This is a genomic window from Adonisia turfae CCMR0081 (assembly GCF_011009555.1).
Taxonomy (GTDB): Bacteria; Cyanobacteriota; Cyanobacteriia; order Phormidesmidales; family Phormidesmidaceae; genus Leptothoe; species Leptothoe turfae.
The window spans coordinates 7,526,481-7,539,479 of sequence record NZ_QXHD01000004.1; the positions used below are offsets into that span (position 1 = coordinate 7,526,481).

The 12,999-nt window shown below is 48.4% G+C and carries 12 protein-coding genes and 1 pseudogene; 1 reads left to right on the forward strand and 12 read right to left on the reverse strand.

Going from position 1 to position 12,999, the window contains the following annotated elements:
- Positions 1-132 precede the first annotated feature (132 nt).
- From DXZ20_RS36135 to DXZ20_RS36190, 12 genes and pseudogenes are all read right to left on the reverse strand, one after another.
- The gene (locus DXZ20_RS36135) at positions 133-3,327 is read right to left on the reverse strand and encodes an efflux RND transporter permease subunit (protein ID WP_250565449.1); all 3,195 of its coding nucleotides are present in this window, start codon (positions 3,325-3,327) and stop codon (positions 133-135) included.
- Positions 3,328-3,416: 89 nt separating this feature from the next.
- Positions 3,417-4,907, reverse strand: coding sequence for an efflux RND transporter periplasmic adaptor subunit (locus DXZ20_RS36140; protein WP_163703257.1), 1,491 nt, complete (start codon positions 4,905-4,907; stop codon positions 3,417-3,419).
- A 266-nt stretch (positions 4,908-5,173) separates the two neighbouring features.
- On the reverse strand, positions 5,174-6,256 hold the full coding sequence (psbA, locus tag DXZ20_RS36145) for a photosystem II q(b) protein (RefSeq protein ID WP_163703258.1): 1,083 nt from the start codon (positions 6,254-6,256) through the stop codon (positions 5,174-5,176).
- Positions 6,257-6,672: 416 nt separating this feature from the next.
- Positions 6,673-6,849, reverse strand: a complete 177-nt coding sequence (locus tag DXZ20_RS36150; protein ID WP_163659813.1) for a hypothetical protein — start codon at positions 6,847-6,849, stop codon at positions 6,673-6,675.
- A gap of 166 nt (positions 6,850-7,015) precedes the next feature.
- Positions 7,016-7,744, reverse strand: a complete 729-nt coding sequence (locus DXZ20_RS36155) for a TerC family protein (protein ID WP_163659811.1) — start codon at positions 7,742-7,744, stop codon at positions 7,016-7,018.
- Between the two features lie 49 nt (positions 7,745-7,793).
- Positions 7,794-8,138, reverse strand: coding sequence for a rhodanese-like domain-containing protein (locus tag DXZ20_RS36160; protein WP_163659809.1), 345 nt, complete (start codon positions 8,136-8,138; stop codon positions 7,794-7,796).
- A gap of 505 nt (positions 8,139-8,643) precedes the next feature.
- Complete coding sequence (locus DXZ20_RS36165; protein WP_163703259.1) at positions 8,644-8,862, reverse strand: hypothetical protein; 219 nt, start codon at positions 8,860-8,862, stop codon at positions 8,644-8,646.
- Positions 8,863-9,599: 737 nt separating this feature from the next.
- Positions 9,600-9,728 (reverse strand): annotated as a pseudogene (locus tag DXZ20_RS36170) (lycopene cyclase family protein); the annotation flags it as partial.
- Positions 9,728-10,354 (reverse strand): TMEM175 family protein, encoded by a 627-nt coding sequence (locus DXZ20_RS36175; protein WP_163703260.1) that lies wholly within the window; start codon positions 10,352-10,354, stop codon positions 9,728-9,730. The pseudogene DXZ20_RS36170 and the gene DXZ20_RS36175, both read right to left, overlap by 1 nt.
- A 165-nt stretch (positions 10,355-10,519) precedes the next feature.
- Positions 10,520-11,491: a zinc-dependent alcohol dehydrogenase family protein gene (locus tag DXZ20_RS36180; protein WP_163703261.1), complete on the reverse strand. Its 972-nt coding sequence runs from the start codon at positions 11,489-11,491 to the stop codon at positions 10,520-10,522.
- Positions 11,492-11,541: 50 nt separating this feature from the next.
- Positions 11,542-11,940 carry a nuclear transport factor 2 family protein gene (locus DXZ20_RS36185; RefSeq protein ID WP_250566048.1) on the reverse strand — a complete coding sequence of 133 codons (399 nt, stop codon included), beginning with the start codon at positions 11,938-11,940 and terminating at the stop codon, positions 11,542-11,544.
- A 114-nt stretch (positions 11,941-12,054) separates the two neighbouring features.
- Complete coding sequence (locus DXZ20_RS36190; RefSeq protein ID WP_163659047.1) at positions 12,055-12,246, reverse strand: hypothetical protein; 192 nt, start codon at positions 12,244-12,246, stop codon at positions 12,055-12,057.
- Positions 12,247-12,486: 240 nt separating this feature from the next.
- Here DXZ20_RS36190 and DXZ20_RS36195 point away from each other — a divergent pair.
- Positions 12,487-12,999: glycosyltransferase (locus DXZ20_RS36195; RefSeq protein ID WP_163703727.1), on the forward strand; the 513-nt coding region annotated here is incomplete at its 3' end.

Genomic DNA, 12,999 nt, shown 5'->3' on the forward strand with positions numbered 1-12,999 from the left:
AAAAGAATCTTGGGGAATTTGAGAACCTGGACAACATTCACATCATTACCAATATTTCTAAACACTGAGTTCACCGGCACGATCTTCTCAAGGAGAGGAAATTCTAAGGCACAATGTCACCCATAGAATGTCTTACGCACCAGACTCTGTCGGGGTCCTGGGAGTCAACTGCAAGTAAAGCCCCGGCACAACCAACAGAGCAATCAACGTCGCCGACATTAATCCAAAAATGATCGCCATACACAACGGGAACCATTTCGCATCACTCAGCGCCAGCGGAATCAAACCAATCACAGTTGTGATCGACGTTGTCACAATGGGGCGTAATCGATCGCTAGCCCCCAGAGCAGCCGCATGGCGTACATCCCAGCCTTCTCTGCGGCGCTCATTCATGGTGTCCACCATGACAATTGCATTATTTACCACAATGCCTGTGAGAGAAATAATACCAATGGCCGTTGGGAACGAAAACGGTAGATTCAGCACAACATAGCCAAAGATTGTCCCAATCAAGGCAAAGGGAATGGTGAGGATAATAATCACTGGCTGGGTGTAGGAACCAAACTGGAGCACCAGCACCGCAAACACCAGAAAGATGGCCACCACTAACATCTGCCCTGCCGAACCAAAGGTTTCACTACTGGTATCGGCGTCACCACCAAACTTATAGGTGTAGCCCCGAGGCCAGCGGTCAGGATTCTTGGGATCGGTGGAATCGTACTGCATGGCCTCCAGATAGGGTACAAGTTCAGCCAAGATCTGACTGTCATAGTAGCCCTGGCCAGGAATCACTTTAGCCAACACCGTGACGCTGCGCTGGGTATCGCGATGGGTGATGGAAAGGGGAACAGCCCCCTGGACCGGTTCCAATAAAGCATTGGCAGGCAGCGCCTCACCTTCAGGGGTGATAAACCGCATGGTGGCAAATTCATCTAGCCGAGCCGGTCCACCCACTTCGCCATTTTGAGAGGGCCATCGAGTACTCAAACGAATTTCCAGATCTTCTTCGCCACTGCCCACAGAAAAGTCACCCACCTCATTGTCAATCATCAGATAGCGCCCCTGGATCCCCAAATCTTCTTGACTAATGCCATAGAAATCTAAGGCCTCTCGTTTAGGCACAAACTTGTAATCTTCCCGTAAGTTACCAAGGTCATCCCGCACATCCATCGTGCCGGGAATCTCTCGCAAGGCCTGCTGCACCTGACCAGAAATCTCCCGCAGGGTTTGCAGATCTTTACCATAGAGTTCTACTTGGATAGGGTCTTCACCGCCCCCGGTACGCTCATATTGAACCGCTAAGATGGCTCCTGGATAATCCCGTAGGATGGTGTTGTTGATCTCTCGCCTGAGATCGCGAGCATACTCAAAGGAGTCACGGTCTCGCTGAGGCCGCTCGACGAACATTGTCGATAAACCAACAAAGTAGTCGGCATTGGTGGGTTTGATTTCACTAGATGCGACTAAATTACTGCGCTGACCCACCAGTTTCACCACACTTTCAAAGACTTTTTCTCCGTTAGGGTCACTATAGTTACGAACAAATTCACCCATGCGATCAGCCACCTCTTGGGAGCGGGTCAGCGTGGTAGCTGGGGGTAATTCCACATTAATGCTGAGCTTACGGGCCTCCGCATCTGGAAATAGGGCAGATGGTAGCCCCGTGAACAACACCATAGCTAGCACAAACAAAGCAATTGTGCTAGCTGTCCATAGACGGGCCACCCGCCGATTGGGCACCGTTACCTTTAAGCTCCATTGGGTAAACTTTTTAGAGACTTCTTCAGTCAGGCGGTCCACAAAGGTTTTAGCATCGCCCTTACCCTGCACATTATCTAGCAAGAATTTAGAGAGGGGCACAACAACTAGTAAAGCAATTACATAGCTCAGCACCAAACAGGTAATGGCACTAATGGGAATCAGGCGCACAAACTTACCCATGGTACCTGCGATCGCCATCAACGGAGCCATGGCTAAAATGGTCGTCAGCTGGCCTGAAAACGCAGGAGCCGCATAGGTCTTCACGGTTTTAATCGCCGCTTGGGAAAAGGTTAGCCCCTCAATATATAGACCATTGTGCATGCCCTCCAGCATCAGGATAAACACATCCACCAGCAGCCCCAACGCCAGGATCATGCCAATCATCACCATGGTGTTGAGGGTATACCCCATCATCCACAGAAAGAAAATCGCCCCTGCAAACGTCAGGGGAATGGCTAATCCAGCAATCAGCGCCTCGCGCCAGGTGAGGGCCACAAAGAGAATGGCAAAGACACAGAGTGACGCCTGAAAAACGTTGCTACCGAGGTCGTTAAGTTCAGTTTGAATTTTGTCCGCATCGCTATTGAGAACGCGATAGTCCATGCCATGGGGCCATAGCTCAGGGTCTTCACGGGCAGATTCCATGGCCGCTAGGGCACCATTAACCACTTGGGTCGTATCACTACCGGCCACTTTCACCACATCCAGCACGATGGTGGGTGAAAATTCAGCCCCTTGCCAGCTCACATCGGCTCGATTGGTCTCTCGCTCTAGACCCTGATAAACGTCAGCCACCTCAGCTAAGCGCACCACACGATTATCATTCAGCCGAGCAACCGGCAGACTGCTCAAATCCTCCAACGTGCGAAAGCGACCATATAGCCTGACTTGAGCCCCAATTTTGTCATCCCGTACTAAGTCCCAGGAGGTGTCAATATTGCTCCCTTCAATGGCACTGCCTACCTGGGTGGCAGAAATCCCTAAAGTTGTTAAACGACTGGGTAGCATCTGCACATGGATAACATCTTCACGTCGCCCTGACAGATCGACCTCGCGCACATTTTTAACCGACTCCAGCCGTTCTTGTAAGTCTTCAGCAACCTGGCTGAGAATGGTAATATCCAGATTCTCTCCGGTTAAGGCTAGAGAGAGAACGGGTGCATCTTGCTGTGAAAGCTGTTCAAATTCTGGCTTTTCTCGCCCAGTAGCCTCTAACGGCAGTTCAGGCTCAGAATCATCCAGCTTACCGCGTAGTTGCTGAATCGACTCAGCCACAGGGGATTCGGCCTTAAAGGCAACATTAATAATCGAGAAGGAATTAAAGGTGGCACTGGTGAAATCATCCAACCCCTGGAGACTTTTAATCTCTTCTTCAATTTTATCGGTAACCTGATTTTCGATAGTTTCTGCATCGGTACCCGGCCAAACTGTGGTGATCAGCGCACGGGCAATCTTAATATCAGGGTCTCCCTCCTTTACCATGGAGAAATACCCCATCAAACCGCCCATCATCAACATAAAGCAGAGCAGAATGGCAAAAATCTGGCGGGTAAAAAAGAACGTCATCCAGGCAGGGACTGATGGCTTCTCACCTCTATGATCGGATGCAACACTGGTCACGCTATCTGATGGGATGTTCGACAACTCTTGAGGATTCACTGTATGTCCTCCTGATTAATAATTTCAACCGGGGTGCCATTCACCAAACGGTTTTGGCCGTCAGTCACCACCAGTTCGCCAGGCTCCACACCAGACAACACTTCTGTCCCAGCTAGACCCTCCACACCTACGGTGACCCGTCGTCTCTGCACGGTGCCATCCTCGCTAACAACAAATGCAAAAAAGTCTTGTCCCCGAGCAAGCACAGACCCTAAGGGCAGAACGGTTGCATCTGAATTGGCCTCTGTTTCAATCCAAACGTAGGCCCGAGCACCCACTTTGAGATTACGCACCTGCTGGAAATCTCGAATAACAATCTTAGTACCGCGACTGCCTGGCGTCTGGGATGGGCTAATGGCAAAGACACGCCCTTCACTGCCCCGCTGTTTAGCAATTGCCAGCAAGTCTTGCTGACTGACTCCGCTAGCTTGGGCAGCACTCACATCTTCTTCTAAAACTACATAGGCTCGCTGACCAGAGCGCACAGCATTGGCATCATCAGCCTGAAGTTCTAGTTCCACTTCGTAAGTAGATGGATCGACAACAACAATGGGAGCCGTTTCAATTAACTCTTGAGCACCACTCACATTGAGGTATTGGGAGTTCCAATACTCTCCTTCTTGAATATTGATATAGGCAATCACACCATCAATGGGAGAAACTAGCTGAGTATCTTCGAGATCCACTGCAGTTTGATTACGGCGAGCCTGGGCGGATTGAATAGAGGACTCGGCCACACGCACATTATCTTCAGCAGATGCAATCGTTTGCTGAGCAATTTTGAAGGCAGCCTGGGCCTGATCCACACGATTTCGATACACATCCCGTGAGCTGGCCGATACTGCCCCTTGTGCAAATAACGATTGATAACGCTGGTATTCAGTTTGGGCCAACGCTAAGTCAGATTCAGCCTTAGCCAGCTCGGCTTGAGCTTGCAGGACCGAAGCTTGTGACTGATCGCGCTGGTTAATGGCTACCTGAATATCAGCCTCCGATGTCACCATACTGGACGTCTGTCGGCGGTCATCTATCGTGGCTAACAGCTGACCACGGGAAACAAAGTCCCCTTCCTTAAGGGCAATGCCATTATTTTTTGCCACATAGGTAATGTCGCCGTTGGCATAGAAGTTCAAGACCCTGAGCTGAACTGGCAGAGAAATACCTTCATCAAAGACCCAAGCTTGGGCAAGACCTTGTTGGGCACGGGTGACTCGCACCGGCAACCGAGCTGGGCTGGTTTCAACCGTTTCAATGGACGATGGTTGTTGCCACCCTTGATACACTTTCCAACCTGTAAAGCCAGCTAACACCAACATGGCCAAAGTAATCACTGGCCACAGGGGCTTTTTTAGTGTCCATGCAGAAGGTTTAGCAGGTGGAACGTTTTCATCCTGCGGCTGTTCTACGTCAGGCGGCTGAACTTCTTGAACGCGTTCCAGACTCTGAGAAGACGATGGAGATTGAGACTTAGGGTTTTCATCATTCATGGAACTGGTGTGATGTCAACGATAAGCTACAGATGATGGGGCGTCATCTGTTTGGCTAGTTCCACAATAGTTAGATGGGCGTCTCCAAAGCGTCTCAGGCCGTCTATAGAACGTCTAATCCTTGTTATTCAGGCATTTCAGAATAAGATAATATGCGTCTAGACTTTCATATAAAGCAAGCCCCCCGCACTGCCATCAAAAGACGGCGTACGGGGGGCTTTTGCGAGCTAGCTAAAGCTCATGGCGATGTCATTATCAAATGCCGATTACGAAGCAATTAAAGGTGCGCTAAGTGCAATAGGAACTTCTTCACCAGAGGCCAAGTCAAGCGGGAAGTTGTGAGCGTTACGCTCGTGCATCACTTCTATACCCAAGTTGGCGCGGGTCAAGACGTCTGCCCAAGAACTAATCACGTGCCCCTGAGAGTCAAGGATGGACTGGTTGAAGTTGAAACCGTTGAGGTTGAACGCCATCGTAGAGATACCCAGAGCGGTAAACCAAATACCGATCACAGGCCATGCACCCAAGAAGAAGTGCAAGGAACGACTGTTGTTGAAGGAAGCATACTGGAAGATCAAACGACCGAAGTAACCGTGGGCGGCAACGATATTGTAAGTCTCTTCCTCTTGACCAAACTTGTATCCATAGTTCTGGGACTCAGTCTCAGTGGTCTCACGAACCAAGGAAGACGTTACCAGAGAACCGTGCATTGCGGAGAACAAAGACCCCCCGAAGACACCCGCCACACCCAACATATGGAAGGGGTGCATCAAGATGTTGTGCTCTGCCTGGAACACCAACATGAAGTTGAACGTACCGGAGATACCCAAAGGCATTGCGTCAGAGAATGAACCTTGGCCAATTGCATAGATTAAAAAGATTGCAGTTGCGGCGGCGACAGGCGCAGAGTAAGCAACACAGATCCAAGGACGCATCCCTAGTCGGTAGGAGAGTTCCCACTCGCGACCCATGTAAGAATATACACCGATAAGAAAGTGGAAGATAATCAGTTGGTAAGGGCCGCCATTGTAAAGCCATTCATCAAGAGAGGCAGCTTCCCAAATAGGGTAAAAGTGGAGGCCAATCGCGTTGGAAGACGGAACAACACTCGCAGAGATCATGTTGTTGCCATACAACAATGAACCAGCAACCGGCTCGCGGATGCCGTCCATATCTACAGGGGGAGCCGCAATGAAGGCAAGGATGAAACAAGCAGTAGCAGTGAGCAGCGTCGGAATCATCAACACGCCGAACCAACCTACGTAGAGGCGATTTTCGGTGCTAGTAACCCACTGACAAAACCGTTCCCAAAGCGACACACTCTGGCGCTTTTGCAAAGTAGTAGTCATTATTAATCTTGGGTAATTAAGTAAAAAGACAGCCAAAACAACAAAATCCCAGGAAACTAAAAACTTCTAAAAGAAAGCTTTGCATTCCTTTGCAAGAAGTTGTTGTTTTTCGACTGACATAATTACTATAACCTATGCAACAGAATTCAACAATCCTCTTCGAAGTATTTTTGAATAAATTCTGTCGAAAGAGGAAAGTTCGCAAACACTCCCACCCTCTTACAACAATCAATAAACACAAGTTGTCGACCATAAAAGACAAAACCACTAGCTTCGTGACAGAGCTAGCGACAGGTGACGCCAGAATTCGACCCAAAACACCTGAAATTTTAGAACAAAACAACAAAGAGACTAAATCCAGGATGGATTTAGTCCAGAAATGTCCCCAATGAGCGATCGCATTGGCTAAAATTTGTTCAACAATAAGTCCAGCAAAGCACTCGTACGCCCAGCCAAATACTTTTCAGCACTGCCAACACCTCGGTAATTGCAATGCTTACAAATTCACTAAAAGAGAACAGCGTCATGACGCCCACTGCCAGATCAAGCAACAAACCCAATGAGACTTTCATGGGCAAAAACACGGTTGTCATCGCGGTGACCAGTCCCAGTGTTACGGTTGTTTGTCCAACGACAGTAGTATGGCCGTCAAAAAAATATGAGCTGAGGATGAAAGAAATCGAATACTCTCAGCGCCAGCTAACCATCGACGACTAGTTGCAAAAAGCCTACGGCCCAAACCATCTCCAGCACGGCAGTTTATTCAACCAATTCATAGCTCATTTTATCCACGCTCGATGATTGCGATTCCACAGGAATCTCTGAGGTACGTCGCGAGAATCCCCAGATAAACAATACCGCAATTAAACTGATCATCGCCCACTCAGGCGGCACCCATTCAGGATTGACCACCCGCAGCAGCAGACGCATTCCCACTAAGGCAACCGCCCAATAGCCTGCATCTTCCAGATAAACAAACTCCTGCAGCCACTGAATGAACAACCCAGCGAGAAAACGCAGCAAAACAACCCCAATCGTGCCGCCTAGCATAATCAACCAGAGTTCTTGAGAGATGGCGAGCGCAGTCGTCACACTATCTAAGGAAAAGGCCAGATCGGTTAACACCATCAGTGGAATAATTTGCCAATGGGAGCTCGCTTGCACCAACTGGCTGCTGTCTGGTGGTTTCGTTGTAAAATAGCGCCCAGCTAACCACAGCAGGTAAAGGGCCCCGGCCAGTTCAAATTGCCAGAACTGTAGCACCCAGGCAGTACCCACAACCAACAACATTCGGAAGACATAGGCCAGCCCCAATCCAATATTCAAGGCGCGTCGTTCAAGCTCTGGTTGCTGGAGTGTTTGGGCCAGTCCGGCTAGAGCGATCGCATTGTCGGCAGTGAGCACCGCTTCCATAGCAACTAGAACAATTAACTGAAGCAGCGTTTCGATGCCGATGTTAAAGGGAGAATTGAAAACTTGGTCGAGCATAAGTTCGAGTTATCTCGCGATAGAGCGTAGGCAATAAACGATGGAGAAATTAGATGGGGGCCTTAGTTCGCCATAGGGTATGGCCTGCACTTTGCCATGCCGCAAGTCCACCTTTCAAAACGCAAATGTTGAGGTAGCCACGGTTAATCAACTGCCGGGCTGCCATACTACTTCGCTGGCCGTTGAGGCAGGTGATTAGAATCGGCTGGTCTTTGGGAATGTCTCTAATTGAGATATCTAAATTTAATCTTTTCGCATCTGGAATCATGTGGGTTGCGAATTTTGGGTTTTGCACATCAATGACAAGCTGCTTTTCTAGCTCACGCTTTGCTTCACCGGGTGCCAGCTGCAGAATAGGCTTAATTCGTTTCTTTTTACGAAATCGAGCAGTCATGAAATTTTCCTCTTGTGGTCGCTTAATGACAGATACGGCAATCAAACAAGTAAGGGGTCAGGATTTTATAAGATCCCAAAATGTTGTCTACAGAGGCGTTCCATAGAAAACCTTGTACGGCAAAAAATAGGATCTAATTAAATCCTTATTCCTAAGCGTCCCCTGAGAGAACAGGGGACATTGACTGATACTGTTGGCTGAGCGAAGTCCTTCGCGTAGCGTCTCCAACGGAGTTAGCCAACAGTATCAGTGGGATAGTTACCAAAAAACAGATAAGACTAGTAGTCCGTCAAGCCTAAATTTTGGCATACAGAACTTCTAGAAGCCTTACAATTCAAAGGTTCCAGACGCTATTGATCCCAATTTTTAGGTTTGACGCTGCACTAGGGTGGAAAAATCAGCTCAACAACAGCGCAACCAGAAATAAGTACCTGAAAATCGTATGGTGAGGTCATAACACAAAAGAGTACTGGGGAATGATGGTGTTCAAATATCTTGCTGCAATTTAATTTTCGGAATAGTTACTGCGATCGCGAAGAGAAAACTGCCAAGACCAGACAGAAAGTAAGATGATCACCTGTATAAACCAGGGAGCTAAAACAATGCTCAAAAGAAGGCTGAGCAATGCCAAGATAGCTGCAAAAACTCCAATCATTTCTTCTTTGGCAGTGTTGGCGATATAGGTAGCTATACCAAAGACGGACATCGAGATAATCAATGACATGACGGACTAATAGAGAGTTGTTGAAGGGTATTAAAACGCCTGCCTGATCGATTCAGATGCGGATTCCATAATCACGATCATCGAAGGGCTGACTTCGGCATAGGGTTGCCTAGCACCAATGAATTTGAAACCTGAACAAATACCGTCCACTTCAAGCTGAAGTGGACGTGCCCATGGCTATAGGTACTAACTAGAGACAAGAATCTCTAGCTAAGGCTAGGAGAAAAGTCCACATCCCTGCAAATAAGGGACATGGCTATAGATACTCACTAGAGATTAAAACCTCTAGTTAAGGTCAGGAAAAAAATTCACATCCCTGCAGATAAGGGACAGCAAAGGCTACTTTAGCGTAGTGACAGCAGCTTTTTTTGCTTGATCGTTCTTTCCCAGTGTCGAGAGACAATGCGTACTGGGTTTGAAGAGACTATTGAAGTAGCATTATCATGTCGATGAATATCGGCAGCCATGATTTTGATAACCCCATCATTGTGATTCCAGATGAGCGATTGTGGTAAGAACGCTCCTTTTAAGCACCGTTGTTTTCGTAAAACGGCAACAACGACCACGAATTTTTATTCTATCGTTTATCCTAGCAATCTGCAAGAAGATGTTCATCTCCGCAGCTGTCGTCGCGCTGTTGCCCGTATCCCAGACCCATCAATGATTCCTATTGAGACCATCTACTTGCTAGCTTTGTCAGCGTCCCCTTCGACTCCGCTCAGGGGACGCTGACCGGGAAAGGTAGTGGACCAGGGGATAGATGGGCCTGTCGGCGCTAGGCCATGCACCTTGAGATTTTGAGTGCCTAAGGCGGCTGCGATCGCTAATCCGGCAGGCCCTGAACCAATCACTAATACATCCTGCATCATGTATTTTCTCCGTCTGACTGTAGTTTATGCTCTGGCTCCTGTAACAATGACTGACTCAGGAAAATCAATGGAAAACCAACCACCAATGTCACGGTCCAACCGAGAGGATGTAGCCATGCTCCCCCAATCGCTAACAGTAAAATTGTGGGTTCAGTATAGCTGCCCTGTCGAATTTCTCGAATTATTTTATCGGACAAGTTGGGAGCGACTAGCCGTCGGTTGTACGTAGCGTAGATCCAGGTAACCGTGCTAAAGATACCTACACCTCCAGCTGCAAGACTGTAAAAAACTTGAACAGCAAAAACATCGTCATAAAACGTCAGCAGGTCATTGGCATAGGGCAAGAAAACAACAAACAGCAAGGATAACAGAACCAGCGACATATGAATCGGATCTGTTTTCTGATAATACTTAAACTGATGGAGATGGGACGTCCAGTAAAATGCGATCACCAAGAACGTTAGGACATAGGCCCCAAATGATGGCAGCTGGGCCTGTAAAAATGCGGTAATTTCTTGCGATGTTATGCCGCTGACAGGGGGCGGATCAAATGTAAGTGCCATCAAGGTCATGGCTACAGCAAAAATGAGATCGCTCAAGCGAGTCAAACGTTGAAGTTCCATCGATAGAGGCTGTTTAGGAAGCGTAGAATGGTGTTGATTGGGAGTTAAAAGGGGATACGGCAGGATCGATTATGGTGTTCTGGATCGATGTGAGTTTCTGGTGGTCGGGGATGAATTTAAGGCCAGATAAAATCAGGTGTTCTAACCTTGGACAAGGGTATTAATTTACAGGCCATTGGGAGCCAACAGAACTTTACCCTTGCGTTCTCCGGCCATGGTGTAGGTGATGGCCTCTGTAATCTCATCTAGCAAGAAATGTTTTTCAACTGGTGCATGTAGTATGCCTGCAGCTACAGCCATGGTCAATTCACCATAAACTCTGGTTTGTTCTTTTTTACTGGTTTTCAGTAACCAGGGCAATAACCAGAATCCTCGCACGCGCACATCACGGAAAAGAATTGGGGCAACCTCGACCGAGGCTGGTTGATTGGACATACCACCGTAGAGAACGATGGTTCCAGCTTCCTTAAGTGTTTCTGCCAGTCGACCAAACGTGTCGCCCGCCACAGCGTCCAGGGCTAACGTCATCTCGGTACCCGTTGCTTTACGCACCTGTTTGGCCAGATCTACTCCATCGACTAAAACGATATCTGCGCCCGCTTGCTTCAGGGCTGCCACCGCACTCTCGCGGCGCACAACACATACGAGATTAATCCCTCGCGCCTTGGCTAACTGCAAAATATAGCTGCCCACCGCTGAATTGGCGGCAGATAGTATCACCCAGTCCCCTGGTTTGAGTTCCACAAACTCGGTCAGCAACAAATATGCGGTGGCTGGGTTCACCCGGAGCATAGACAGCTGATCTAGATCGGCCTCTGGTAAAGGCACAAGCTGATCAATGGCACCGACCATCTCTGTAGTCCAGGTACCCACCGAAGGCAACAGTACCAGCTGCCCTTCATCAACGCCGTTGCCATTGACTTCAACCACTCTGCCTAGACCTTCAAGACCGGCGACTGCTGGGAGATCGGGCTTCACTCCATACTGCCCTGCGATTTGAGCGACATCGGATGGATTAATGGGAGCTCTGAGTACCTTAATCCGTGCCTGCCCTGCGGTCAGCACAGATGCATCACTTTCTTTTACTTCCAGCACGTCTGCAGGATTGCCAAAGTTGCGATATAGAACCTGCTTCATGGTGATTTATCCAAATAAAATTAGATGGTATTTTGCTTTTGAGGAGACTGTTATGATGATTGAGATCGCAGCGAATGCAGGCTAGGAATATCCCAAGCCTCCTTGAGGCGTTGATCAACTATTCTCCAAACCACAACAGCATCGGTCTCAAAAGAGCTACCGTCGAGGGTCATACTCGGGCAGGCATGGGCCACGACAAACTCGTCACCCACAGCATAGGCTTGGTGAATCCGCACACTAAAGGTGTTGTTAGTCAGCTCACCTAATTTTCTAAAAAATCCTTGCAAGCCGTCAAAACGTTGATAGTCACCGTGAAGCTGTGGCAGCTGAGGATTGATGTAGTGCCAGACAAAATCATCGGCAAACAACTCTTTCATTTCGTCTAATCTATCTGGCACCAGGGCCGGTATTTTTCCAACTAGAGAGAGGTTAGCCTGTGCTTTACTCATGGTTATTTTGTCCTATTACCATGGTCTTACCTTAATTAAGTCGGCGTCTCTAGACCGTCTCCAGAGCGTCTAATCCTTGTGCTGTCATCGTTTTAGCAGCAAGCAGCTGCTAGGTTATTGATTCAAAGTCGTGGTGTCATGCTCCACTAACTCAGTCGCATCGGATTGCAAATATGACACAGCTGACATAATTAACCCTGGTGCCAGGGATGGATGGGGGTATAAATCGGCCACGATAAAGGTTAAGAGAAATGCGATCGCAAGCCGTTCAAAAGCAAGATGATAGGGGCGTAATACTTGCAACATTTTTCGAGGCCTCCCTAATGTGTGGTTGTGGAGTTAAACTGTGGCGGTTGAAAACGTTCTATGTGTTTCAACTACCCCAAAGGTAACCAAACAGGCGTCTCTAACTCGTCTCTAATGCGTCTCCGTCCCCACAACCAAGCCCATAGGGATCGCCGTGACACACATATCTAAGCCCATGGCCTACTATTGGAAATAGAACAGTGCAGGCACATTAGAATCTCCTAGGGGAGTCAATACATCATGAAAGTCTTAATCGTTACCCTGGGCTCTCGCGGTGATGTGCAACCCTACGTTGCGCTGGGCCAAGGATTAAAGGCCGCTGGGCACGACGTCACTGTTTGCACCAGTGCTCTGTTTCAAGCCTTTATTACTGAACAGGGACTTAATTACGGCCATATGAATAATCAGCTGATGCAGCTGATGGACTCAGATGCAGGTCGAGATGCGATGGAAAATACCAACAATCTGTGGGGGACTATTCGCACCAACATCAAACTGTTTTCCCAGGTGAAGTCAATGTACCGCCAGACCCTACAGGATGTCTGGCAAACCACCCAATCGGTTGCACCGGATCTGTTGATTTTGGCATCTAAAGCCGCATTTATGGCTGAAGCCATTGCCGACAAACAGAAAATTCCCTTAGTGATTGCCCTACCGTTTCCCCAGTTTGTGCCTACGGCTCAATCCCCTGCCATGGGTTTCCCAGATTGGCCCCTGGGCCGCTGGTATAACCGCCTCACCTATTGGATTGTG

Excerpts from the sequence above, each read along its gene's own strand:
- DXZ20_RS36140 (WP_163703257.1), bottom strand. The coding sequence starts at position 4,907 with ATGAATGATGAAAACCCTAAGTCTCAATCTCCATCGTCTTCTCAGAGT.
- psbA (WP_163703258.1), bottom strand. The coding sequence starts at position 6,256 with ATGACTACTACTTTGCAAAAGCGCCAGAGTGTGTCGCTTTGGGAACGG.
- DXZ20_RS36150 (WP_163659813.1), bottom strand. The coding sequence starts at position 6,849 with ATGACAACCGTGTTTTTGCCCATGAAAGTCTCATTGGGTTTGTTGCTT.
- DXZ20_RS36190 (WP_163659047.1), bottom strand. The coding sequence starts at position 12,246 with ATGTTGCAAGTATTACGCCCCTATCATCTTGCTTTTGAACGGCTTGCG.
- DXZ20_RS36160 (WP_163659809.1), bottom strand. The coding sequence starts at position 8,138 with ATGACTGCTCGATTTCGTAAAAAGAAACGAATTAAGCCTATTCTGCAG.
- DXZ20_RS36165 (WP_163703259.1), bottom strand. The coding sequence starts at position 8,862 with ATGTCATTGATTATCTCGATGTCCGTCTTTGGTATAGCTACCTATATC.
- DXZ20_RS36185 (WP_250566048.1), bottom strand. The coding sequence starts at position 11,940 with ATGAGTAAAGCACAGGCTAACCTCTCTCTAGTTGGAAAAATACCGGCC.
- DXZ20_RS36135 (WP_250565449.1), bottom strand. The coding sequence starts at position 3,327 with ATGACGTTCTTTTTTACCCGCCAGATTTTTGCCATTCTGCTCTGCTTT.
- DXZ20_RS36155 (WP_163659811.1), bottom strand. The coding sequence starts at position 7,744 with ATGCTCGACCAAGTTTTCAATTCTCCCTTTAACATCGGCATCGAAACG.
- DXZ20_RS36180 (WP_163703261.1), bottom strand. The coding sequence starts at position 11,491 with ATGAAGCAGGTTCTATATCGCAACTTTGGCAATCCTGCAGACGTGCTG.
- DXZ20_RS36175 (WP_163703260.1), bottom strand. The coding sequence starts at position 10,354 with ATGGAACTTCAACGTTTGACTCGCTTGAGCGATCTCATTTTTGCTGTA.